The sequence below is a fragment of the Serinicoccus sediminis genome (assembly GCF_004153545.1).
GTDB classification, from domain to species: domain Bacteria; phylum Actinomycetota; class Actinomycetes; order Actinomycetales; family Dermatophilaceae; genus Ornithinicoccus; species Ornithinicoccus sediminis_A.
The window spans coordinates 32769-56043 of record NZ_SDVA01000018.1; the positions used below are offsets into that span (position 1 = coordinate 32769).

The 23275-nt window shown below is 73.4% G+C and carries 19 protein-coding genes; 11 read left to right on the plus strand and 8 right to left on the minus strand.

The window, feature by feature from the left end; genetic code table 11:
* Position 1: 1 nt before the first annotated feature.
* Complete coding sequence (purD, locus tag EUS26_RS14320; RefSeq protein ID WP_130014509.1) at positions 2 to 1285, minus strand: phosphoribosylamine--glycine ligase; 1284 nt, start codon at positions 1283 to 1285, stop codon at positions 2 to 4.
* Positions 1286 to 1589: 304 nt separating this feature from the next.
* On the opposite strand from purD, the gene EUS26_RS14325 reads away from it, so the two are divergent.
* The 6 genes from EUS26_RS14325 to EUS26_RS14350 all read left to right on the plus strand — a co-directional run bounded on the left by EUS26_RS14325 (position 1590) and on the right by EUS26_RS14350 (position 9757).
* On the plus strand, positions 1590 to 2606 hold the full coding sequence (locus EUS26_RS14325) for a helix-turn-helix transcriptional regulator (RefSeq protein WP_165368633.1): 1017 nt from the start codon (positions 1590 to 1592) through the stop codon (positions 2604 to 2606).
* A gap of 86 nt (positions 2607 to 2692) precedes the next feature.
* Positions 2693 to 4945: a HelD family protein gene (locus tag EUS26_RS14330; RefSeq protein WP_130014511.1), complete on the plus strand. Its 2253-nt coding sequence runs from the start codon at positions 2693 to 2695 to the stop codon at positions 4943 to 4945.
* A gap of 10 nt (positions 4946 to 4955) precedes the next feature.
* Positions 4956 to 7703, plus strand: a complete 2748-nt coding sequence (locus EUS26_RS17155) for a DNA polymerase III subunit gamma and tau (protein WP_202865162.1) — start codon at positions 4956 to 4958, stop codon at positions 7701 to 7703.
* Between the two features lie 13 nt (positions 7704 to 7716).
* Entirely contained in the window at positions 7717 to 8400 is a 684-nt protein-coding gene (locus tag EUS26_RS14340; protein WP_130014512.1) for a lysophospholipid acyltransferase family protein, read from the plus strand.
* A 92-nt stretch (positions 8401 to 8492) separates the two neighbouring features.
* Positions 8493 to 9110, plus strand: coding sequence for a recombination mediator RecR (gene recR / locus EUS26_RS14345; RefSeq protein ID WP_130014513.1), 618 nt, complete (start codon positions 8493 to 8495; stop codon positions 9108 to 9110).
* An 86-nt stretch (positions 9111 to 9196) separates the two neighbouring features.
* On the plus strand, positions 9197 to 9757 hold the full coding sequence (locus tag EUS26_RS14350) for a DUF5063 domain-containing protein (protein ID WP_130014514.1): 561 nt from the start codon (positions 9197 to 9199) through the stop codon (positions 9755 to 9757).
* 78 nt (positions 9758 to 9835) lie between these two features.
* On the opposite strand, the gene EUS26_RS14355 is transcribed toward EUS26_RS14350, so the two are convergent.
* The 6 genes from EUS26_RS14355 to EUS26_RS14380 are packed head-to-tail and all read right to left on the minus strand — an operon-like array spanning position 9836 to position 15632.
* Complete coding sequence (locus tag EUS26_RS14355; RefSeq protein ID WP_130014515.1) at positions 9836 to 10174, minus strand: cation:proton antiporter; 339 nt, start codon at positions 10172 to 10174, stop codon at positions 9836 to 9838.
* Positions 10171 to 10431: a transporter gene (locus EUS26_RS14360; RefSeq protein WP_130014516.1), complete on the minus strand. Its 261-nt coding sequence runs from the start codon at positions 10429 to 10431 to the stop codon at positions 10171 to 10173. The genes EUS26_RS14355 and EUS26_RS14360 overlap by 4 nt, the downstream gene beginning before the upstream one ends.
* Complete coding sequence (locus tag EUS26_RS14365) at positions 10428 to 10808, minus strand: Na+/H+ antiporter subunit E (RefSeq protein WP_130014517.1); 381 nt, start codon at positions 10806 to 10808, stop codon at positions 10428 to 10430. The genes EUS26_RS14360 and EUS26_RS14365 overlap by 4 nt, the downstream gene beginning before the upstream one ends.
* Positions 10805 to 12319 (minus strand): monovalent cation/H+ antiporter subunit D family protein, encoded by a 1515-nt coding sequence (locus EUS26_RS14370; RefSeq protein WP_337590224.1) that lies wholly within the window; start codon positions 12317 to 12319, stop codon positions 10805 to 10807. The genes EUS26_RS14365 and EUS26_RS14370 overlap by 4 nt, the downstream gene beginning before the upstream one ends.
* The gene (locus EUS26_RS14375) at positions 12316 to 12648 is read right to left on the minus strand and encodes a sodium:proton antiporter (protein WP_130014518.1); all 333 of its coding nucleotides are present in this window, start codon (positions 12646 to 12648) and stop codon (positions 12316 to 12318) included. The genes EUS26_RS14370 and EUS26_RS14375 overlap by 4 nt, the downstream gene beginning before the upstream one ends.
* Complete coding sequence (locus EUS26_RS14380) at positions 12645 to 15632, minus strand: DUF4040 family protein (protein ID WP_130014519.1); 2988 nt, start codon at positions 15630 to 15632, stop codon at positions 12645 to 12647. Before EUS26_RS14380 ends, EUS26_RS14375 begins: the two co-directional genes overlap by 4 nt.
* 141 nt (positions 15633 to 15773) lie before the next feature.
* Here EUS26_RS14380 and EUS26_RS14385 point away from each other — a divergent pair, with 141 nt between their 5' ends.
* The 5 genes from EUS26_RS14385 to EUS26_RS14405 all read left to right on the plus strand — a co-directional run bounded on the left by EUS26_RS14385 (position 15774) and on the right by EUS26_RS14405 (position 22891).
* Positions 15774 to 19199, plus strand: coding sequence for an ATP-binding protein (locus EUS26_RS14385; protein ID WP_165368634.1), 3426 nt, complete (start codon positions 15774 to 15776; stop codon positions 19197 to 19199).
* Between the two features lie 214 nt (positions 19200 to 19413).
* Positions 19414 to 20364 (plus strand): NmrA family NAD(P)-binding protein, encoded by a 951-nt coding sequence (locus EUS26_RS14390; RefSeq protein ID WP_130014521.1) that lies wholly within the window; start codon positions 19414 to 19416, stop codon positions 20362 to 20364.
* A 306-nt stretch (positions 20365 to 20670) separates the two neighbouring features.
* Complete coding sequence (locus tag EUS26_RS14395; RefSeq protein ID WP_130014522.1) at positions 20671 to 21831, plus strand: tyrosine-type recombinase/integrase; 1161 nt, start codon at positions 20671 to 20673, stop codon at positions 21829 to 21831.
* 569 nt (positions 21832 to 22400) lie between these two features.
* A complete protein-coding gene (locus tag EUS26_RS14400) occupies positions 22401 to 22655 on the plus strand; it encodes a ribbon-helix-helix domain-containing protein (protein ID WP_130014523.1) in 255 nt (84 codons plus the stop codon).
* A 29-nt stretch (positions 22656 to 22684) separates the two neighbouring features.
* On the plus strand, positions 22685 to 22891 hold the full coding sequence (locus EUS26_RS14405) for a toxin (RefSeq protein ID WP_238148999.1): 207 nt from the start codon (positions 22685 to 22687) through the stop codon (positions 22889 to 22891).
* A 197-nt stretch (positions 22892 to 23088) separates the two neighbouring features.
* Here EUS26_RS14405 and EUS26_RS17400 read toward each other — a convergent pair.
* Positions 23089 to 23275 (minus strand): hypothetical protein (locus EUS26_RS17400; RefSeq protein WP_238149005.1); only part of this gene is annotated, 187 nt, incomplete at its 5' end.

Sequence of the window (23275 nt, forward strand, 5' to 3'; positions counted from 1 at the left end):
CTCAGCCCTCCTCGGGGGCGGTCACGCGGCCCTCGGCCGCGGCGAGCGCGATGTCGGGCCGGGTGTGGCTGCCGCGCAGGCCGATCCGGGCGACCGCCTCGTAGGCCCGCTCCCGGGCCTGCGCCAGGTCGTCGGCCACGGCGACGACGCTCAGCACCCGCCCGCCCGCGGACACCAGGGTGCCCGGCCCGCCGCGCGTGCCGGCGTGCAGCACGTGCACCCCGGGGACCTGCTCGGCGTCGTCGATGCCGGTGACCGGGTCACCGGTGGCGGGCGTCGACGGGTAGTGCTCGGCGGCGACGACGACGTTGACGCTGGGGCGGGGGTCCCACTCCAGCGGCGGCAGGGTCGTCAGCTCGCCGCGCGCCGCGGCCCGCAGCACTCCCGCCAGCGGGGTGCGCAGCCGGGCGAGCACCACCTGGGTCTCCGGGTCGCCGAAGCGGGCGTTGAACTCCACGACCCGCGGGCCGGAACGGGTCAGCGCCAGGCCGACGTAGAGGAGGCCGACGAACGGCATACCCCGCCGAGCCATCTCCACGACCGTGGGACGGGCGACGGTGTCCAGCACCTGCGGCACGAGATGCGCCGGCGCCCAGGCCGTCGGCGAGTAGGCGCCCATGCCGCCGGTGTTGGGTCCCGTGTCGCCCTCGCCGACCCGCTTGAAGTCCTGCGCCGGGTCCAGCGCCACGACGTCGGTGCCGTCGCTGAGGCAGAAGAGCGAGACCTCGGGACCGTCGAGGTGCTCCTCGACGACGACGGTCCCTCCCTCGCGGGACAGGCAGGCGTCCGCGTGCTGCAGGGCGGCCCCGCGGTCCTCGGTGACCACGACGCCCTTGCCGGCGGCGAGCCCGTCCTCCTTGACGACGTAGGGGGCACCGGTGGCGTCCAGCGCCTCCTCGACCTGCGCGAGGGTGGTGCACACGTGCGCGGCGGCCGTCGGCACCCCGGCCGCGGCCATGACCTCCTTGGCGAAGGCCTTGCTGCCCTCGAGGCGGGCTGCGCCGGCGCCCGGCCCGAAGCAGTCGACACCGGCGGCGCGCACCGCGTCGGCGACCCCGGCGACGAGGGGCGCCTCCGGCCCGACGACGACCAGGTCGACCCCCTCGGCGAGGACGACCTCGACCACGGAGCGGGGGTCCGCGGGGTCGCCGGGCAGGCAGCGCGCCAGCGCGGCGATACCGGGGTTGCCCGGCAGGGCCAGCACCGCGTCGACCGAGGGGTCACGGGTGAGGGAGTGCACGAGGGCGTGCTCGCGGGCACCGGAGCCGAGGACGAGGACCACCACGGGCCAGCAGCCTATCGGCAGCGGCGGGGTGCAGCGGCCACGGGTGAGCGGCGGGGTGAGTGGCGGGGGCAGCGGCCCGGGCCCGGACGTAGGACGACCCTCCTGGGAGGCAGGGGGGATATCTCCCAGGAGGGCCGTCAGCAGGGCAGGGTCGACGCGGGCTGATGGGGGGCTGCCCACGCGACTCACACGATCCCTGCGCCGGCCGGAGCCGACCGCTCCACAGTCGCACACGCGACGGGTCGATGTCACGCCGCGGCGCGTCGGAATGCTGCCGTTGGCGGACATCCGCCACCATGTCCTCATGGACGCTCATCAGGCGGCGCGACCGCACGGTTCGGCCTACGAGGACTTCCTCTCCGGCGTCTTCCGCCGGGCGGTCCGCCTCGGCTCCCCCTCGCGGGCCGCCCTGCGCGAGGGCGGCCTGGGCGACGACGAGATCGACGACGCCACCGACGAGCTGGTGGCGCGCGGCTTCCTGCGCCCGGGTGGCGCGCCGGACACCTGGGACGTCGTGCCGCCACGCGAGGCGGTGGCCCGGTACGCCGCCGAGACCGAGCACCGGCTGCGGCTGGCCCGCGCCACGGCCGGCGAGCTGGAGCGCGCGTGGCGCCGGGCGGCGGACGGGGGCGTGCGTCGGGTCGTGCCCGGCATGGACTTCCTCGGTGGCGTCGACGACATCGTCGGCCGCATCACCGCGATGCACCTGGCGACGACCGAGCGGCTGTGGTGGGCCATCGACGGCTCGGTCGCGAGCCGGAGGCTGCTGGAGCTCGCGGCGGACGACCCCGGGCTGCTCTCCGTGCGGGCGGGGGTGGACCGGCGGCTGATCCTCGACACGAGCCTGCTGGAGCTGCCGGCCACGGTGGCGGTGATGGAGCAGGCGGTGCGCGACGGCGCCCTCGTCCGCACCGGCAACGGGGTGCCGGTGACCGCGGTCGTCTGCGACGACGACGCGACCCTGGTGGACATCAGCAGGTTCGACCCCGACGGGGTGGGGTCGTTCGAGGCCCGCATGCAGGCCCCGGTGGCCGCCGTCTCCAGCCTCATCGAGCGCACCTGGATGCTGGCGGCGCCCTACGGGCCGATGCGGGACGCCGCCCGGCGCAAGGAGGTCGGCGGGTCGGCGGCACCCCTGGACGAGCGCGACCAGACCATCCTCACCCTGCTGGCCAGCGGCGCCTCGGACCAGGTCATCGCCCGCCGGTGCGACATCTCGGTGCGCACCGTCGAGCGTCGGGTCCGCTACGTCATGGAGCACCTCGGCGCCGCCACCCGCTTCCACGCGGGGGCGCAGGCGGTCCGCCGTGGCTGGGTCTGACCGAGCGGCCCGATAGACTGTCCACTTTGCGGGGGCCGCCCGTGGCGGTGCCGCGGCTCCTTCGAGATCGCACGGGAGGTGGGTGGATGACCGAGCTGGCGACGACCGACCAGAGGGTCGCGGCCGAGATCGCCACCGAGCAGGCGCACGTGGACAAGGTCTACGCCGAGCTCGGCAAGGCCGCCGCGCGGGTCGAGCTGGTGCACGCGGAGGGGATGGCCCGCGGGCAGACGGACCGCCGGGGCACGGGCGACCCGCGGGAGGAGGAGCTCGCCGGCCTCTTCGAGCGGGACGCCCTGGTCTACTCGGCCCACCGGCGCCGGGCCTCCCTGGAGCACCAGCACGAGGGGCTGGTCTTCGGCCGGCTGGACCTGGAGCACGCGGTCGCCGACGAGGACGGGTCCACCCGCGAGGTCCGCTACGTCGGCCGGCTGGGGGTGCGCGACGACGACTACGAGCCGCTGGTCGTGGACTGGCGGGCCCCGGCCGCGGCGCCGTTCTACCGCGCGACGCCCGTGGACCCGCAGGGCGTCCTGCGGCGTCGGGTGCTGCGGTGCCGGGGGGTGCAGGTCGTCGGGGTCGAGGACGACCTCATGGTGGCGGAGGCTCCCGACGACGTCGTCGTGGTCGGTGACGGGGCGCTCCTGGCCGCCCTCACCCGCAGCCGCGGTGCCCGGATGCGCGACATCGTCGCCACCATCCAGCAGCACCAGGACGAGGCCATCCGGGCCCCCGCCCGCGGCGTCACCGAGATCACCGGTGGCCCGGGCACCGGCAAGACCGTCGTGGCGCTGCACCGGGCGGCCTACCTGCTCTACTCCGACCGTCGCCGGTTCGAGGGCGGCGGGGTGCTGGTCGTCGGCCCGTCCGCCGCCTACACCGCCTACATCGAGCGCGTCCTGCCCTCCCTGGGGGAGGACTCGGTCGTGCTCCGCTCGCTCGGTGACGTCCTGGGCGGCATCACCGCCACCCGGCTCGACCCGCCCGCGGTCGCCGCGACCAAGGGCAGCCTGCGCATCCGCCGGCTGCTCTCCCGCCTGGTCCGTGAGCCGATCCCCGGCGCGCCGGTGCAGCTCCGGACGTTCGTCGCCGGGCACGCCATCCGGCTGGACGCCCCCGACCTCGACCGGGCGCGCGGCCAGGTGCTGCGCCACCACCACCGCAACGCCGGTTACGACGCGGCGGTGGACGCCCTGGCGCACCTCGCGTGGTCGCAGGTGGAGCACGGCGAGCGCGACGACTTCGTGGACCGGTTCCGGGACTCCGGCGACGTCGAGGCGTTCATGCGCCAGTGGTGGCGACCTCTGGACCCGCGCGAGGTGCTGCTGTGGCTGGCCGACGAGGTCGTGGTGGGACGGCTCGGCGGGCTCGGTGCCGCGGACGCCGCCGGTCTCGCGGCGTCCTACCAGGAGGCCCTGCGGCTCGGCTCGTGGACCGTGGCCGACGTGGCCCTCGTCGACGACCTCGCCGCCCGGCTCGGGCCCGTGGTCGACCTCCCCAGCGAGGAGCGCGGGTTCTACGAGATCGAGGAGCTCGACGACGCCAGCCAGTACGGCGTGGCCGCGCTGCGGGTCGGTGCCGACGGGCGGGCCGAGCCCCCGTCGTCGGCGTCCGGTGCCGGCGGTGGGCAGCGCAGGTCCGCCGACCCGCTCGAGCGGCTGCTCGCCGGTCGGGTGGGGGAGACCGAGGAGTATGCCCACGTGCTCGTCGACGAGGCGCAGGACCTCTCCCCGATGCAGTGGCGGATGCTCGGCCGGCGTGGCCGGTGGGCCTCGTGGACGGTCGTGGGCGACCTGGCGCAGGCCTCGTGGGACGACCTCGCCGAGGCCGGGCAGGCGCGCGAGGAGGCCTTCGGCGGGGCGCCCCGGCAGGCGTTCCACATGGACACCAACTACCGCAACGCCCGGGAGATCTTCGACCTCGCGGCGCGGCTGATCACCGAGCACGTGCCGGACGCCGACATCCCCGAGGCGGTGCGGGAGACCGGCCACGAGCCGCGGGACCTGACGGTCCGTGCGGACGAGCTGCCGGCGCGGGTGGCCGCGGAGGTCGAGGACCTGCGGACGCAGGTCACGGGGTCGATCGCGGTCATCGCGCCCTGGTCCTGGCACGAGCGGCTCGCCGGGGGTGAGTCAGGGGACCAGGTGGTGCTCGTCGACCCGCTGTCGACCAAGGGCCTCGAGTACGACGCCACCGTCGTGGTGGACCCGGACGCGATCGTCGCCGAGTCGCCGGGCGGGGTGCGGGCCCTCTACGTCGTGCTCACCCGGGCCGCGCACCGCAGCACCATCCTGCGACCTGTGGACGACCCGGTGCCGTCCGTCGGTGGGGGCCGTTAGGGTCGGTCCCGTGAGCATCGCCCTGTACCGCCGCTACCGGCCGGAGACCTTCGCGGACGTCATCGGGCAGGAGCACGTCACCGAGCCGCTCATGCAGGCGCTGCGCTCGGAGCGGGTGAGCCACGCCTACCTCTTCTCCGGCCCCCGGGGCTGCGGCAAGACGACCAGCGCGCGCATCCTCGCCCGCTGCCTGAACTGCGAGCAGGGCCCCACCCCCGAGCCCTGCGGGACCTGCGAGTCGTGCGTGGCGCTGGCCCGTGACGGCGCCGGCTCGGTCGACGTCATCGAGATCGACGCGGCCAGCCACGGGCGGGTGGACGACACCCGGGAGCTGCGCGAGCGCGCGGCCTTCGGGCCCGCGACGTCGCGCTACAAGATCTACATCATCGACGAGGCCCACATGGTGAGCCGGGAGGGCTTCAACTCCCTGCTCAAGGTCGTCGAGGAGCCGCCCCCGCACGTGAAGTTCATCTTCGCGACCACGGAGCCGGAGAAGGTCCTGGCGACCATCCGATCACGCACCCACCACTACCCCTTCCACCTCGTCCCGCCGCAGCGGCTCACGGCCTACCTCGAGCAGCTGTGTAAGGCCGAGGGCGTGCACCTCGAGCCGGGCGTCCTGTCCTTCGTGACCCGGGCGGGCGGAGGGTCCGTCCGCGACTCGCTGTCGGTGCTCGACCAGCTCATCTCCGGGGCGGGCGAGGACGGCCTGACCTACGAGCGCACGGCCGCGCTGCTGGGCTTCACCGACGTGGAGCTCCTGGACGCCGTCGTCGAGGCGCTCGCGGCCGGTGACGCCGCCACGGTCTTCGCGCAGGTCGACCGGGTGATGGAGTCCGGTCACGACCCGCGGCGCTTCGTCGAGGACCTGCTCGAGCGCTACCGCGACCTCATCGTCCTGGCCGCGGTGGGTGACCAGGCCGGGGGCCTGCTGCCGGGGCTGCCCGCGGACCAGGTGGAGCGGATGCGCCGGCAGGCGCAGGCCCACGGCGCCGCCGGGCTGTCGCGCTCGGCCGACCTGGTGAGCCGGGGGCTGTCGGAGATGACCGGTGCGGTCTCCTACCGGCTGGTCCTGGAGCTGCTCGCCGCCCGGCTGCTGCTGCCCGCGGCCCAGGGTGAGGAGGGCCACGGGGCCCGGCTGGACCGGATCGAGCGCCGGCTCGGCGCCGGCGGCGCCCCGTCGGCGGGCGTCCCCGCCGGGCCCTCCCAACCCGGCACCGGTGACAGCCCCGGCGAGGAGCGAGGTGGCGACGCCCGGCCGACACCGCGGCAGGCCGCGATGGCCGCGGTGCGGGGCGGGGACCGGCAGGAGACGCCGGGCGCCCGGGGCCCCGCGGCCGAGCCGGGAGGTGAGAGCCCGCAGGATGCCGCGTCGGGCAGGGCACCCGACGCGACGGGGCCCGCCCAGCCGCAGCGGGACGGGTCGCCCGGGGCCGGGTCGCCGGGGGGCGGGCCTGCCGAGCCGCAGCAGCCGGGGTCGCCGCAGCAGGCCCCCGGCCACCTGGACACGGCGGCGCTGCGTCGGCACTGGCCGGAGATCATCACCGCGGTGCGGTCCATCAGCCGTCGCACGGCCGGCGCGCTGGAGTCGATCCAGGTCGTCGACTTCGACGGTCGGCGCCTCCTCGTCGGTATGCCGGACGAACGGTGGATCCGGCACTTCATGGGCACCTCCAACGAGGAGGCGCTGCGGCAGGGGGTCCTGGACGCCCTCGCACTCGACACCCGGATCGAGGCCACCGTCCTCGGCGGCGGGGGCGGGGGCTCGACGGCCGTCACCGGGGACACCCCCGGAGGCGGACCCGCCACCGGGCGCCCCGTCGGGTCGACCCCGCCGGACGGGACGCCGGGACCGGCCGGAGGGCGACCGTCGACGGACGGGACACCGCCACAGGGGCGCGGCCCGGAAGACACGTCCGCGTCACCTCGAGGTGACGAGGGGGGTGCCCGCCCGCGGCAGAGCGCCCCGGGCCACGGTCCCCAGGGCACGGGCCCGTCTGCCCAGGACGCGTCGCCAGACTCGCCGCAGCCGCCCGAGGACGAGCCCGAGCGAGCTCCGGAGGAGCCTCCGGAGCCCGACGACTGGGCCCCGCCGGAGGATCTGGGGGAGCCGGCCCACGGCGGCGCGCCGCACCACGCGGTCGACCGGCCGGAGCCTGCGCGCCCGACCTCTCTGCCCGAGAGCATCCCCGACGCGCCCATGCGCGGCCGGCTGCGGACCCGAGGAGACTCGGCGTCGAGCCCGGGTCAGGCCCCCGCCGGTCCGGGTCCCGGTGCCGGGACGGTGCGGGTGCGCGGGCGTGGCGGTGCGGGCGCCGGTCCCAGCCCCGGCCACCACGAGCAGACGGGCGCGAGCGCCAGCCCCGGGCTGGCCGAGCAGCTCGGTGCCGGTGGACGCCAGAGCGGCCCGGCACCGGACCAGCCGGACTGGTCGCAGCGCGCCTCCACCCAGGGGGCGCCCTCCTGGGCGACCACGCAGGGCCCGGCACCCGGGTCCGGCGTGGACGACGCGCCCTCCCCGTCCTCGTCCGGTGACGACGTCGACGGACCGCCGGCGGGCCCGCCCGTGTCCCCGCCCGCGCCCGCGCCCGGGGCGGGCCGGACCCCACCCACGGGCCGGGCGGGACGCACGCCCGACGGCGACGACCCGAGCGAGGACGACGAGGATCTGGCGACCTCCGGCGCGGTCGGGCAGCCTGTGGTGGAGAGCGTCCTAGGCGGTACTGTCATCGCCATCAACGACGACCCCGTGGCGTGAGGACGACCCAGGCATGATCTACGAGCTGCTCCATCCCGTGGTCACCCCCCTGGCCACCGCGATCTGGCGGCCCGAGGTCGTGGGCCGCGAGAACGTCCCGATGGAGGGCCCGGTCATCCTCGCCAGCAACCACCGTTCCTTCATCGACAGCGTCGTCATCCCGCTCACCGCCCCGCGGCAGGTGGCCTTCCTCGCCAAGTCCGAGTACTTCACCGGGACCGGGGTCAAGGGCTGGATCAGCCGTGAGTGGTTCACCGGCGTCGGCTCCATCCCCGTCGACCGGGACGACACCCGGGCGGCGCAGAAGTCCCTCGACCTGGCCCTGCAGCACCTCCGGGACGGCGGTGCCTTCGGCATCTACCCCGAGGGCACCCGGTCGCGCGACGGGCGCCTCTACCGCGGCCGGACGGGGGTCGCCTGGCTGGCCCTGGAGGCCGGCTGCCCGGTCGTCCCCGTCGGGCTGCAGGGGACCCAGGACATCCAGCCGGTCGGGAGCCGCCTCCCGCGCCGGGCCACGGTGCGGGTGGAGTTCGGTGCGCCGATCCGGGTGGCCGACCGTTTCGACGGCGTCCCCCAGGGCCGGGCGCGGCGCGAGCTCACCGACGAGGTCATGCAGCGGATCCTCGAGCTCTCCGGGCAGGAGTGGGCCGGCGAGTACGCCCAGCGCTCCAGCGACGCCCCCGACACCCCGGCCTGAGCGGCGGCGCGCAGCCGCGACGACGGCGGGCGGGCCGACGTCCGGGCGAGCCGGTGCGCGGGTGTCAGGGCCACGGCATACAGTGGCCTGCTGTGTATGAGGGCGTGGTCCAGGACCTGATCGACGAGCTGGGGCGGCTGCCCGGCGTGGGCCCCAAGGGGGCGCAGCGGATGGCCTTCCACCTGCTCGCGGCCGACCCCGACGACATCACCCGCCTCGCCGACGCGCTGCTGCAGATCCGGGAGAAGGTCCGGTTCTGCGAGGTGTGCGGCAACGTCGCCGAGGCCGAGCGCTGCCGGATCTGCCTGGACGACCGGCGCGACCCCAGCATGATCTGCGTGGTGGAGCAGAGCCAGGACGTGGCCGCCATCGAGCGCACCCGGGAGTTCCGCGGGCGCTACCACGTGCTCGGCGGAGCCATCAACCCCATCGGGGGCGTGGGGCCGGAGGACCTGCGGGTCCGCGAGCTGGTCGCCCGGCTGGCCGACGGTGAGGTCGCCGAGGTCATCATCGCGACCGACCCCAACCTCGAGGGGGAGGCGACGGCGACCTACCTCGCCCGCCTCCTCAAGCCCTACGACGGCGTCCGGGTCAGCCGGCTGGCCTCGGGGCTGCCCGTCGGCGGCGACCTGGAGTACGCCGACGAGGTCACCCTCGGGCGCGCCTTCGAGGGGCGGCGGATGATCTCGACCGGCACCCCCTCGGCCTGACCCACCCGCGCCCGGGCCGGGCTCGCCGGTCCACGAGGGCGGCGTCGTCCCCGACGCGAGCCCGGATTTGCCCCTAGGGTGGGGTCATGGTCGACGACTGGGGTCAACCGGCGCAGGACATGCACGCCGAGGTGAGTGCCTACTTCGCCAGCCTGGAGGAGGTGGCGTCCGGGGAGGCGGACGCCTCCGCGCTGCCGCTCCTGCTGCTCAGCGTCGGCCAGCTGTGCGGCGCGGGGGCGCGCCTGGGTGCTCTGGTCGACGTCGTGCCGGCCGAGCGCTTCGAGCCAGACCCCGGCCCGGACCCGGACCTGGAGCGGGTGCGGGAGGCCCTGCGCACGCTGCTCGGCGGGCTCGACGACTACTGCGACCTCGAGGACCCGGTCATCACCGGCGAGGTGACCCGCGGCTCCCTCTCGGACGACCTCGTCGCGGTGGCGGCAGACCTCGCCCACGGGCAGGAGCACTACCTCGCCGGACGCCCCACCGAGGCCATGTGGTGGTGGCAGTTCAGCTACCTCTCCTCGTGGGGCGAGCGCGCCGCCAGCGCTCTGCGGGTGCTGCACACCCTGCTCGCGCACGTCCGCCTCGACGCGGACGACGAGGAGGTCATGGAGGCCGAGCTCGCCGCGCTGCACGCGGTGACCTGACCGGCCTCCGCTGACGCAGCGACCGGGACCCGTGCCGGAGACGACCGGCACCGACCGACGGGTATGCCGCGTCGCCCCTCAGGCCAGCTCGTTCGGCTCCGTGGCGGGGTCGAGGGGGGCGCCGGAGCGGTAGGCGGCCCGCCCCAGGGCGTTGGAGGCGACCGAGCTCATGATGACGAAGCCGGCGATGGCGACGAGCAGCTTGAGGAGGGTGACGACGTCGAAGCCGTGCGTCTGCACGTGCTCGATGTAGACCCCTGTCGCGATCCACGGCAGGCCCATGCCGGTCGCCCCGGAGAGCACGTTGATCCGGGACAGGCCGTCCCGCGAGCGCAGCATGGCGATGGCGCTGAGCAGGACGAAGATGGCCCCCCCGATGCACAGCACCCCGGTGATGACGGTCAGCACGGCACTCATCGGCGCCCCCTGGTGAGGATGCGGGCCAGCGACACTGTCGCGAGGATCCCGATGAGGGCGGCCAGCGACGCCACGTCCAGGAGCACGATCGACTCCGCGGCGAGCCCGACCATGAGGAAGATCCCGACGGCGCAGAAGTAGACGAGGTCGCTCACCGCGGCGACCGAGGCGTCGTCGCGGGACAGCAGCACCCGCACCAGGCCGAGGACGGCCGCGAGCAGCAGGATCGCGACGGTGATCCAGACGATGACGGTCACGACGGCTCCTCCTGCATGCTCCGCTCGCCGGCCTGCCGACCCCGGGTCATGACCAGCAGCCGCCGCTCCATGTCGCGCAGCTCGGTGATGACCTCCTCGCGGTCCGCCCCGTAGAGCGCATGGACGTAGAGGGTGGGGGGCGAGTCGCCGGTGCGGGGGGCGATGCCGAGGGTGATGGTCCCTGGCGTGATGGTGATCGAGGAGGCCATCGTGCTGATCTCCAGGTCGGTCTCGCAGTGCAGGGGCAGCGCCACGATGGCCGGCGACATGCGCAGCCCGGGGGTGACGACGTCGGCGCCGATGCGGAGCGCGCCGCGGATGACCTCGCCGGCGAGCCAGGCGCCGTAGACCCCGACGCGCAGCGGGTTGGGGATCATCCGGTCACCGCCTGCACGTAGGGCGCGAGCTCGACCAGGCCCTCGGCCGCCCGCGTGGTGACCTGCATGAGCGGGCCGGCGAGGACGAACATCGTCAGCTGGGTCAGCACCAGGACCGCCATCGGTGCCAGCAGCCGCGGCGTGACCCGGATGTCGTCGGTGAGCTTGACCTTGGCGCCGCGGCCGGTCTCCGGCGAGTCGGGGAGGTAGTCCTCCATGTCGGGCCCCCAGAACACGCCCACCCACAGCCGCTGCATGGCGACGAGCGACCCGAGGGCGCCGACGAAGATGAGCGTGATGAAGACGGCCTGCCAGGCACCGCCGGCCTGCGCGGACGCCTGCACCAGCCCGACCTTGCCGAAGAAGCCGGAGCTGGGCGGCAGGCCGATGAGGGACATCAGCGCGAGGGCGTAGCCGATGGTCAGCAGCCGGTCGCGGCGGATGATGCCCGAGAGCCGCTCGTAGCGGCCCGATCCGTAGGTCTGCTCGATCGCCCCGGCGCCGAGGATGAGGGCGCCCATCGTGATGATGTGGTGGATCATGTAGAAGATGCCGGCGCCCAGGGAGAACTGGGTGAACAGCATGAGGCCCAGCATGATGTGCCCGACCCCGGCGACCATCTGCCACGACAGCGCCCGGCGCATGACCCGCTCGCTGAAGGTGCTGTAGGACCCGACCACCAGCGACAGGCCCACGAGGACGGCGAGCACCATGATCCACGGCGGCTGACCCTCGTAGAGCGTCGAGGTGATGCGGTAGAGGGCGTACAGCGCGACCTTGGTGTGCAGGGCGCTGAAGAGGGCCATCACCGAGGCCGAGGTGGCGGGGTAGGTCCGCGGCAGCCAGGTGTGCAGCGGCACGATGGCGGCCTTGATCGACAGCGCCAGCAGCACGACGCCGGAGCTGAGCATGGTGCGGGGGTCGCTGCCGGCCCCGACGAGGAGCGCGAGGTTGACCGTCTCCGCGGTGGCGTAGACCAGGCCGACGCCGATGAGCAGGATCGTGCTCGTCAGCAGGTTGACGACCACGAAGGTGCGGCCGATGCCGAGGCGACGCCACGTGCCGGTGACCGCGATGAGCGCGTAGCTGGGCAGCAGCATCACCTCGACGAAGACGAAGAGGTTGAACAGGTCGCCGGTGAGGAAGGCGCCGTTGACCCCGCCCAGGAGCATGAGCACCAGAGGGGTCACCAGCCGGTAGCGGTTCTCCCCGGTGGCGGTCATGAAGACCAGGCACATGAGCACGGTGAACGAGGTCACCAGGATCATCAGCGCGCTGAACGTGTCGGACACGAAGGGGATCGCGACGCCGGGCACGAAGGCGCCGACGTTCTCCGCGATGACCGGGGTGTCCCGGTGCTGCAGCAGCAGGTCGAGCGCGGCGAGCGCGGTGAGGACCGGTATGCCGAGCAGCCAGACCCGTTGCCAGGTCGCGTTGCGCCACAGCACGGTCGCGGCGGACGCGGCGATCGGCAGCACCGCGAGGAAGGGGAGGAGGGCGGCGGTCATCATCGGCGGTGGGTCTCCCCGGTCTCGGGCATCCGCTTGGTGTCGTCGTTGTGCCCGATGACGGCCATGGCGAGCATGAGCACGGTCACCGCCAGGGCGATGACGATCGCGGTGAGGACGAAGGCCTGCGGCAGCGGGTCACCGGCGTCGGCGGCCCCGGCGGCCTCCGGGAACGGCTCGCCGCGCCACGCGGTGACCCCGGCGGAGAGGATGAGCAGGTTCGCGGCGTGCGCGAGCAGGGACAGGCCGAAGATGATGCGCACCATGCCGCGCTGCAGCATGAGGTAAATGGCTCCGGCGGTCAGGACGCCGATGGTCAGGGGCAGGATCACGGCGCGTCACCTCCTCGTCGGGGCGGGACGTCCTGCTGCAGGTAGGTGGACCGGCGCCCGGGGATCCCCAGCCGGGTCTCGGCATACCGCTCACCGCGGGAGGTGTCCATCGGCCCGCCGATCTCGCCCTCGACCGACTCGTCCGCCCGCTCCCGGGTGCCCTCGCGGCCCCCGGTGGCGCCCAGGAGGTTGAAGGCCTCCATGACGAGCCCGAGCACGGCGAGGTAGACGCCGAGGTCGAAGACCATCGAGGTGCTGACGTGGACGTCGCCGACGTAGCCGTGCAGCGGCTCCAGGAAGGACTCGTGCCCGAGCAGGCCCCAGATGCCGGTGCCGATGGCGATGAGCACGCCCACCGCGACGAGGCGCAGGGGCAGCCGCGGGGGCCCGACGGCGCGGTCGCGGGAGGTGGCGAGGTAGATGAGGGCGACGATGGCCGACCCGACGAGCGCGGCGATGAAGCCACCGCCGGGGGAGTTGTGCCCGCGCAGGAAGAGGATGGCGGAGATGATCGCCAGCAGGGGCGCGGTGACCCGGACCATGATCTGCATCGGGACGGCGTTGCCCCACGCCTCGCTGATCGCGCGGTATGCCGTGGTGCCCTCCCCGGCCAGCGGCACCTCCGGAGGCGGCACGTAGTTGTGGTCCGACTCCGGGGGCGGGTCGAGGTAGCGGTCGCGGACCGTGGACACGATGGCGACCATGGCGGCGGCGGCCATCCCCAGCACGGTGAGCTCGCCGAAGGTGTCGAGGGCGCGGAACTCGACGAGGATGGTGTTGACGACGTTGTCGCCGCTGGTCTCGACCGGACCCTCGTTGAGGTACCAGAGGGCGATCTCGCTGCGGTCGCGGCGACCGGTCAGGGCCCAGGCCGCCACGCCGGCCGAGAGCCCGCCGAGCAGCGCCAGGGCCAAGGCCGCCTTGTTGCCCCACCGTGGCCCGCGTCCGAAGGTCCGCGGGAGGCGCTGCAGCACCAGCATGATCATGAGCACGGTCAGCGCCTCGACGAGCAGCTGGGTCATGCCGACGTCCGGGGCGCCGAGAGCGAAGATCTGGACGGTCACGGCCGCGCCGACGGTGGAGAGCGCGACCACGGCCGCGAGCCGCGAGTCGGCCCGGGTGAGGACGACCACGGCCGCGGCGATGATGACGAGGACGACGGCGTCGATCGGGCTGACCAGCCCCTCCTGCACCGGCAGCAGGTGGTCGCCGCCGACGAGGACACCCACGCCGCCGAGCACGAGGGCGGCCAGCGCGAGGAACTGCACCGCGACGTGGCGGGTGGGGTTGTCGGCGCGGGCCAGGGCGGCCAGCGACTTGCCGACGTCGGCCGCGGAGTCGTTGATGACCCGGATGACGTCGGCGCCGTCGAAGGAGAAGGTGTCGTGCTCGCGGGCCGGGAAGAAGAAGCGGCGGCGCAGGATGACGAGCACCCCGACCGCGATGATGGCCAGCGAGGTGACGAGCTCGAGGTTGATGCCGTGCCACAGGGCGAGGTGCGGGTGCGGCTCCTCGGCGTCGGCGGGCAGCATGGCAGCCGTGGCGCGACCCACCGGGGTGTCGAGGATGCCCACGACGAAGGCGAGGGGCAGGCCGACGACGATGGGGATGGCGGCGAAGGTGCCGAGCGCCCACGGGGTGGTGTGCAGCGGGCGGTCCTCGGGCCACTTGGCCTGGCCGCGACCGTCGTAGAAGCCGTTGAAGACGATCTTGGCGCAGTAGGCGAAGGTCAGCACCGCGGTGAGCGCCACGCCGAGGAAGGCCGCCCAGGAGGCGACCGCACCGAACGGCGAGTCGAGCATCGAGGTGAGGATGCTCTCCTTGGAGACGAAGCCCAGCATCGGGGGCACGCCGGCCATGGAGGCGCAGCCGAGGACGGTGACCCAGAAGGCGACCGGCATGGCGCTGGAGAGCACCGGCATACGCCGGACGTCGCGGGTGCCGGTCGCGTGGTCGACGACGCCGACCATCATGAACAGCCCCGACTTGAAGAGCGCGTGCGCGATGACGTGCAGGATCGCGGCGGCCAGGGCGTACTCCGTGCCGACGCCGATGGTGGCGACGATGAGCCCGAGCTGGCTGACCGTGGAGTAGGCCATGAGCTTCTTGAGGTCGGTCTTCTGCAGCGCGAACCAGCCGCCGATCCCGCAGGTGACCAGGCCCGTGGTGATGAGCAGGACGTTCCACACCGGCACGTCGTGGAAGGCCGGGGAGAAGCGCATGAGCAGGAAGATGCCGGCCTTGACTACCGCGGCGGCGTGCAGGTAGGCGCTGACGGGGGTCGCGGCGGCCATGGCGTCCGGCAGCCACACGTGGAAGGGGAACTGGGCCGACTTGGTGAACGCCGCGAGGATGACCAGCAGCGCCACGGCGGCCGTGAAACCGGGGCTGGTGTCCCACACCTCGTGCGCCAGCGCCTCGGAGAGCGAGGTCGTCCCGGTGCGGACGATGATCGCGGTGACCGCGCCCAGCAGCCCGAGCCCGCCGAGGAAGGTGATGAGCAGGGTGCGCATCGAGGCGGCCTCACCGGCATACCCCGACCGGGCGATGAGGAAGAAGCTGGCGAGGCTGGTGAGCTCCCAGCACAGGAACAGCAGGATGAGGTCGTCGGCGAGCACCAGCCCCACCATGGAGACGGTGAACATCGCCATGTAGAAGTAGAAGGTGAGGTTGCGACCCGGCTTGAGGTATGCGGTGGAGTAGGCCAGCACGACCGCCCCGATGACCAGGGCGATGAAGGTGAAGACGGTGCCCAGGCCGTCCGCCCGCAGGGCGAGCTCCAGGCCGAGGGTGGGGACCCACGGGACCGACCACTCGACGGTGCCGTGGTGCATGACCTGCGACGCCGCGGGCCAGTAGGCCGCCGCCGCCGCGAGGTACAGCGCCGCGATGGGCCAGCCGGCGTGCCGGCCGAGGAGCTTGGTCAGCGGGAAGGTCGCGACGACGGTCACCGCGGAGATGACGAGGGTCCAGAGCAGGCTCACGTCGCACCCGCCCTGGACAGGCCGGTGCCAGCGGGGCATCGGTCGACCGGGCGGAACATGAACAGCAGGCTACCAACCCGGCGGACTGCCGCCCACGTCATGCTGCTGCCGACGCGGGGGCGTCTCCACTACCATCGCGTCGTGGAGGTCGGGGTGCTCGGCACGACGATCGCCGTCGGTCCGGACGGGCCGCTCGGCGACATGGCCCGGAGGTCGCGTGCCGTCCTGGCCGCGCTCGCCCTCGAACCCGGACGGGCGGTGAACGCGGACCGGCTGGTCGACCTCGTCTGGGGCGAGGCCCCGCCACCAGGTGCGCACGGCACGCTGCACGCCTACCTCAGCACCCTGCGCCGGGTGCTCGAACCCGGGCTCGCGCCCCGCGCCCCCTCCAGTGTCATCATCACCAGCCCCGACGGGTACCGCCTCGCGGCCGAGCGCGTGACGGTCGACGCCGAGGTGTTCGCGGCCGAGGTCCGGGAGGCCCACTCCACCCTGGGGCCGCTCTGGTCGCTCCTCACGACCGGGCGGTCCGACGCCGTCCGGGACGTCGGGACCGTGGCGGCCTGCGCGGACGGGCTGGAGCAGGCGCTCGGACGGTGGCGCGGACGCGCGTTCTCCGACCTGGGCGACCACCCGGATGTCGTGGCCGACCGGGTGGCGCTCGAGGAGCTGCGGGCCACCGCCCAGGAGGACCTGCTCCTGGGCCTGCTCGCCCTCGGTGAGCACGCGGCGGTCGTCGCCGCGGGTGAGCAGACCATCCGTCAGGACCCGCTCCGGGAGAGGCCACGGTGCATCCACGCCCTGGCCCTCCTCCGGGCCGGCCGCCAGGCCGAGTCCCTCGATGCGCTGCGCGGCTACGGTCGGCTGCTGGACGACGAGCTGGGCCTGCGCCCCGGCCCCGAGGTGCGGGGCCTCGAGGAGGCCGTCCTGCGGCAGGACCCGGCCCTCTACACGTCCCTGACCCCAGCGCCTGTCGTCGTCGAGACACCGGGGCAGGACCGCGGCCCATCACGGTCCAGCAGTCCACCGCACCCTCGCCCACCGCGGCCCACCGTCGGCCGCGAGCCGCACCCTCGCCCACCGCGGCCCACCGTCGGCCGCGAGCCGGAGCGTCGGGCTCTCGCGGCCGTGCTGGGGTCTGCGGCGGCCGGCCTCCCCGACATCCTCGTCGCGGTGGGTGAGCCGGGGATCGGCAAGACCCGACTGGTCCAGGACGCCGTGGCGGCCGCCCGGGAGCACGGATTCACGGTGGCGGTCGCCCGCTGCTCCCAGGACGAGGGTGCCCCGCCGCTGTGGCCCTGGTACCGCATCCTCCATGCCCTCGGCATCGACCGTCCCTCCGCGCTGACCCGCTCGCCCGACCAGGAGGACGACCCGGGTCGTGCCTTCGCGGTCCAGGAGGCGCTCGTCGACGCGGTCCGTTCCGCCGCCGCCGATCGCCCGGTGCTCCTGGTCGTCGAGGACCTCCACTGGGCCGACACCCGCACCCTCAGAGCCCTGGCCCACCTGACCGACAGCATCGAACCCGGTGACCGGCTGGCCGTGCTCCTCACCCGGCGGGTCCACCCGCGTCCGACCGGCACGCTCCTCGACCTCGGAGCCGTCCTGGCCCGCCGGGGAGCCCGGGTCGTCGAGCTCGGCGGGCTGGATCTCGCACAGGCCCGGGAGCTCGTCGCCTCGATGGGTGGCGACACCTCCCTGGCGCCGGTCGACGCCTGGTGCGCCCGCACCGGGGGGAACCCGTTCTTCCTGGTCGAGCTGACGAGGTTGGGGCTCGGTGGCGGCGGTTGGCAGGGCACGGTCCCCGACTCGGTGCGCGCCGTGGTCTCCGAGCGGTTGGAGGACCTGCCGGAGGAGACCCGGGACCTGCTGCTCTTCTCGGCCGCCCTGGGGCGCGAGCACTCGCCGCTCCTGCTCGCCCGGGTGTCGGGATGGAGTGCGGACGAGGCGGACCGGCTGCTCGAGCCCGCCCGGAGGATCGGGACCGTGCACGTCCGCGACGACGGCCTGCTCGCCTTCGAGCACGCCCTCACCCGGGACGCCGTGGCCGCCGCCGCGCCGCCGGGCCAGCTGACCCGGGTGCACGCCCGCATCGCCCAGGCGCTGCAGGAGGCGCCGCCGGGCGATCTGACCGCCGTGAACCGGACCTTCGAGCTGGCCCGGCACTGGCTGGCGGCGGGCCCGGTCCACGCTGCCACCGCCTGGAGGGCGGCGGCGGCCGCCGCCCTGGAGGCACGGAGGGACTCTGCCAACGTGGAGGCGAGCGAGCTGTATGCGGCGGCGCTCGCCAGTCAGGGCCTGGACCCGTCCGCCACGCAGGCCGATCGCTACGCCCTGCTCCTCGCGTTCACCGATGTCGCCGCTCGGGCTGCACGCTGGGGCGCCGCGGTCGAGGCGGTAGGGGAGGCGGTCCGGCTGGCACGCTCGGACGAGGACCCGGAGCGGGTCGCGACGGCCGTGGCCGGGCTGACGCGCTACAACGTCTGGCTGCCGCAGTCCTTCGGCGCGGTGGCCGTCGACCTCGTCGAGGACCTCCGCTCGGCCCTGCGTGCCGCCGGGACCCACGACTCCTCCACCCGCTGCCAGCTCATGCTCGCACTCGCGGTGCAGCTGTACTACGCCGCAGGATCCGAGCCGGAGATCGAGGCGCTGACCGACGAGGCGCTCGCCATGGCCCGACGACTGGGCGACCCCGAGCTGCGCGGGTGGGCTGCGCGCACCGCCTGGCTGGCGCTCTGGAGGCCTCGCTGCCTCGACCGGAGGCTCGAGCTGTCCCGCGAGGAGATCGAGGCCGCCCGGCAGTCCGGTGACGAGGCCGCCGAGGCCGTGGCCCGGACCGCGCTGGCCGGTGCTGCGGCGGAGGCCGCCGACCTCATGACGTGGACGACCGAGTCCGCGGCGGCCGAGACGATCGCCCGACGTCGCCGCCTGCCCTACGTCGAGTTCGCCCTGGGGCTCGTGCGGCTGAGCCTGCACCTCATGTCGGGGCAGCACGATGAGGCCGATGTGCTCGAGGCGCGACTCCGCGAGATGCGGACCGAGGTGACGACCCCGGCCGACGACCTGCTCGACTTCACCCTCGCCTTCGCGGCGGCCTCCTGGCGACCGGCCCTGGCGCCGGCCGTCGCCGAGCAGATCCGGCGCTACCAGGAGGTCCACGACGACCCGTTCCTGCTCGTCGGTTCGCTCTTCCAGCTGACCCGCGCCGGGCGGCTCGAGGAGGTGCGCGCCTCGCTCGCGCGTGCTCCGCTCCCCCCGGTGGGAGACCTGTGGCACTCGACCATGGAGGCGGCTCAGTGTGCTGACATCGCCGGCCGGCTCGCCGACCCTGCATTGGCGGCCCAGGCGGTCGACGTGCTGCGCGCTGCCAGCGGCCGGATGGTCGTGGCCGGCATCTCGCTCAACTTCGGGCCCGTCGACGGCTACCTCGCCGTCGGCCTCGCCGTGCTCGGCGACGTCGAGGGAGCCCGGCGCGCGGCGACGGCGGCTGAGGCGCTGGCCACGACCTGGGGGCTCTCCGGCTATCTCGGCTGGCTGGCGGACCGGCGGCAGGTGCTCGGTCTCTGAGCGCCGCGCCGCCGGTCGGTGGGTCCGGCGCCGGGGTCCAGTGCAGGATCCGCGTCCCCGGGGGCGTCATCCGCGCCACTTGGGTCGGGCTTGGGTGACCGCGTGGGGTGGTGGTGACGGGGAGACCAAGAGCGGTCCAAGCGGGGGTGGGCAGCGTGGACCGCGTGACAACACCGATGGCGGGAACGCCCCGCCGCGACCATCAGGAGCATCGATGAACAGCACCCTCCCTTCCGACATCCTCGTCCTCGGCGGCACCGGTCTCATGGGGAGGGAGGTGCTGGCCGCCCTGCGGCGTCGTGGCGTCGGGGCGCGCGTCCTCGTCCGCGATCCCGCGCGTCTGGGGAGCACCGACGGGCTCGACGTGCGCGTCGTTGACCTCCGTGACCCCGCGGCCCTGCAGGCGGCACTGACCGGTGTGCGGGCGGTCTTCCACATCTCGCCGCACGACGAGGACGAGGTGGCGCTCAGCACCGACGTCGTCCGTGCCTGCGAGGCCGCCGGCGTCCGCATCGTCTACGCCGGAGTCGTGGTCGACGCCCCGAACGCCCTCCTGTCGTGGGTGCTGCGCCGGTACTACGGGCACGTGCTGCCGCGCTACCGGGGCAAGATGGCCATCGCCCGCATGGTGCAGACGTCGCGCACGCGTCCCGTCCTCCTCGCGGTGAGCAACTTCATGCAGAACGACGAGGTCCTGCTCGACGTCATCCGCGCGGGCCGCTTCGTCCACCCCTGCCACCCGAAGGGGCTCAACCGGGTCGACCTGCGCGACCTCGGCGAGATCGCTGCCCGGGCCCTGGCGGAGCCGGACTTCCCGTCCGGCACGTACCCGGTCGTCGGCCCCCGCTCCCTCACGGGTCCCGAGTGTGCCGCCGGCTGGCAGCAGGCCCTCGGCACACCTGTCCGGTATGCGGGCGACGACGACGAGGCGCTCGAGGACGCCCTGAGGTCGCACCTGCACGGGCAGCGTCTGGAGGACTGGCTCGCGACGTTGCGCCTGCTCCGCCGCTTCGCCGTGCCGACGCGTGCCCGCGACCTCGCGACGACCGAGCGGCTCCTCGGACGACCTGCGACCTCGTTCGACGAGTACGTCCGACGGGCCGTCGGGGACATGCCGGTCCCACGGCCGGGGGAGGCCTCCGCGGAGCTGACGAGCCGGGCGTAGGAGAGCCGCGGGCCTCGACCGATGGGCTGGGACCGGGCGACCCGGGGCCGGCATCGCGGCGCGGGGACAAGCGGACGGCGGACCCACGGTGTCGTGGGTCCGCCGTCCGGGATGTCCAGTGACATCCCCACGTCGGGGTGACAGGATTTGAAAATGACACCAGGGCATTTTGGGGCGCTGGTGCCGATCAGCAGATATGCTGTTTGACCTGCGCAAAGGGCACACTGTTACTCAGGACGCGGGTGGTCACGAGAGGGCAGGAGATGTCACATCTCCAGGCACGTTCATGGCACGAAAGGCGGCGGCATGGCACGCGAACGACGGTTCGGCTCGGTGCGTCGTCTGCCGTCGGGGAAGTGGCAGGCCCGCTACACGTGGGAGGCGCTGGAGCACAAGGCGCCGCGCACGTTCGCGAGCAGGGACGCGGCGGAGGCCTGGTTGCGGACCAAGCGCACGGAGCTGGACACCGGGTGGATCCTGACCCGGGAGAGGCGACGCCGGTCGGTGACCTTCAGCGAGTACGCGCAGGGGTGGCTGGAGGAACGGCAGGATCTCAAGCCGCGGACCAGGGTGCTCTACGCCGGCCAGCTCGACCGTTACCTCCTTCCCGCCTTCGGCCAGCTCACCGTGAACGCGATCACCACCGACACGGTGCGAGAGTGGTGGCGCCGGATGGACCCGGACAAGGCCACGGCCCGTGCCCACGCCTACGCTCTGCTGCGCACGGTCCTAGAGGCAGCCCGCAAGGACGACCCGCCCCTGATCGACGTCAACCCCTGTCGGCTGCGCGAGGCGGGCTCACCGCCACGCCGCCGCCACCGCATCCAGCCTGCGACGCCGACGGAGCTGGCGACGGTCGTGGAGAACATGCCGCCCCAGCTGCGGGCCGCCGTGCTCCTGTCCGCCTGGGGTGGGCTCCGATGGGGTGAGGTGGCGGAGCTGCGTCGCAAGGACCTGTTCGGCAACGTCGTCCATGTGACCCGCGCCGTGGTGCGCCTGCCTGGTGAGGACCCCGAGACCGTGGCGGCGCGTCGTCGACCACTGTTCGTCGTGGGCGACCCCAAGAGCGAGGCCGGCATCCGCACCGTCACGCTGCCGTCCGCGATCATGCCCGCCATCCAGGCGCACCTGGACGCGATGGAGGACAAGCGACCGGACGCGCTGCTGTTCCACGCCAAGACCAACCCCGCGCAGCACCTGGCCGTGTCCACCCTCAACAAGGCATGGCACCCCGCGCGGGCAGCGGCCGGGCGTCCGGACCTGCGCTGGCACGACCTGCGACACACGGGAGCGGTGTTCGCGGCGCAGGCGGGAGCGACGCTGGCTGAGCTGATGGCTCGGCTCGGCCACTCGACGCACAAGGCGGCACTGCGCTACCAGCACGCCGCGGCGGACAGGGACGCCAGGATCGCGGAGGCGCTCTCGGCGATGGTCGAGGTCGGTTCACCGCGCCGGGACGAACTGTGAACGTCGCTTGCCTCCCACGGCTGGATGGCGGAATGCGCCCAGGGCAGGGTCCTGTCGACGCCCTGCTCGAGGGCCCGTCTATGACGGAGGAGCAGCGTCAGCAACTGTGGCTTCACCAGGCGATGCTCACCCACCTGCTCACCGGGCCGGAGGACGTCATGAGGCTGGCACGGGAGAACATCCGACGCTGGAGCTCCATGCATCCGGGCGGATGGCCGAACGGTCGAGTACCTCCGTCAGTGGGACAGCATCCTCACCCAGGGACTGGAGCAGACGGTCAACACGATCCTCAGCACCAGCCCCCGGGCGCGCGAACTGCGCCAGAACTCCCCGTTCGCCGGCGGTCTGAACGAGACCGAACGGACCCAGGCGCTCCGGACCTTCCGTGAGAGGCGCGCGCCGGCGGCCTGAACCGCCAGCAGCTGGCACGCCTGCTCAGGGCTGCCTGCGACGTCACTGGGGACCCGAAGATCCTGGTCATGGGCGCGCAGGCAGTCCTCGGCAAGAGGGGTGAGGACGAGTGACACGAACGGGTCGCTCGTGACACGGCACCCAAACCGTATTACGATATGTGGGTGGAGAAGATCAAGGGAGTGCCCGTCACCGACGAGATGATCCAGGAGTGGGCCGACGAGGCTGAGCAGGGCTACGACGTCGAACAACTTCGCAAGCGGGGCCGCAAGCCGATGGGCGACGGACCCGCTCGGGTGGTGCCCGTCCGCCTCGACGACACTCTGCTCAGCGCGCTAGACGAGCGCGCGGAGCGAGATCACACCACCCGCTCTGAGCTGATCCGTGCTGCTCTTCGTGCCTACGTCGCGTGAAGGTCAACCCCTCAGCACTCAAGCATGGAGTGAGCGAACTCGACATCGTCTACGCGGCCGAGAACTGGAGCTACGCCAGCGAACCGGACGATGACATGCCGGCCAAGCAATTCGTGTTGGGCTTCGACCGGAGCGGCCGTCTTCTCGAGATGGCGATTCTCACTTTCGACAGCGGGCACCAACTCGTCATCCATGCCATGAAGGCTCGGCGACAGTACCTGCATCTGCTCAACTGAACATGCGACCGGCGGCATGAGCGCATGCCAGCCGGTGTTCCTCCGTCGGCTACCCGGCCGCACTATCTAGTTGAACGACAGGGTCACGATAACTACCAGGAACAAGAGGATGGGCAGTAAGAGAGTCCACCATGTGAGCTCGCGACGCTTGCTTTCGCAAGAGCGGTCCTCCTTGGCAGTGACTGACTCTCGGCACACTAGCAGCGACAGGCGGGACGTGGCCCGTGCCCAACAGCACCGGCTAGGAACATGCGCCACGCGGCAGTTGTGTGCGTAGTCGTCTGTAATACACTTGGCGTGTGAGCGAAGCGTTCGACCTGGAAGCGCTCGATGACATCGAGCCCTTCGAGATCGACCAGCAAGCCGCTCACCTGTTCGAGCATC

What these genes read in the sequence shown, in the direction of transcription:
- EUS26_RS14325 (WP_165368633.1), top strand. Translation starts at nt 1,590, where the DNA reads ATGGACGCTCATCAGGCGGCGCGACCGCACGGTTCGGCCTACGAGGAC.
- EUS26_RS14330 (WP_130014511.1), top strand. Translation starts at nt 2,693, where the DNA reads ATGACCGAGCTGGCGACGACCGACCAGAGGGTCGCGGCCGAGATCGCC.
- EUS26_RS14340 (WP_130014512.1), top strand. Translation starts at nt 7,717, where the DNA reads ATGATCTACGAGCTGCTCCATCCCGTGGTCACCCCCCTGGCCACCGCG.
- EUS26_RS14350 (WP_130014514.1), top strand. Translation starts at nt 9,197, where the DNA reads ATGGTCGACGACTGGGGTCAACCGGCGCAGGACATGCACGCCGAGGTG.
- EUS26_RS14355 (WP_130014515.1), bottom strand. Translation starts at nt 10,174, where the DNA reads ATGAGTGCCGTGCTGACCGTCATCACCGGGGTGCTGTGCATCGGGGGG.
- EUS26_RS14365 (WP_130014517.1), bottom strand. Translation starts at nt 10,808, where the DNA reads ATGATCCCCAACCCGCTGCGCGTCGGGGTCTACGGCGCCTGGCTCGCC.
- EUS26_RS14370 (WP_337590224.1), bottom strand. Translation starts at nt 12,319, where the DNA reads ATGATGACCGCCGCCCTCCTCCCCTTCCTCGCGGTGCTGCCGATCGCC.
- EUS26_RS14390 (WP_130014521.1), top strand. Translation starts at nt 19,414, where the DNA reads ATGAACAGCACCCTCCCTTCCGACATCCTCGTCCTCGGCGGCACCGGT.
- EUS26_RS14395 (WP_130014522.1), top strand. Translation starts at nt 20,671, where the DNA reads ATGGCACGCGAACGACGGTTCGGCTCGGTGCGTCGTCTGCCGTCGGGG.
- EUS26_RS14400 (WP_130014523.1), top strand. Translation starts at nt 22,401, where the DNA reads ATGTGGGTGGAGAAGATCAAGGGAGTGCCCGTCACCGACGAGATGATC.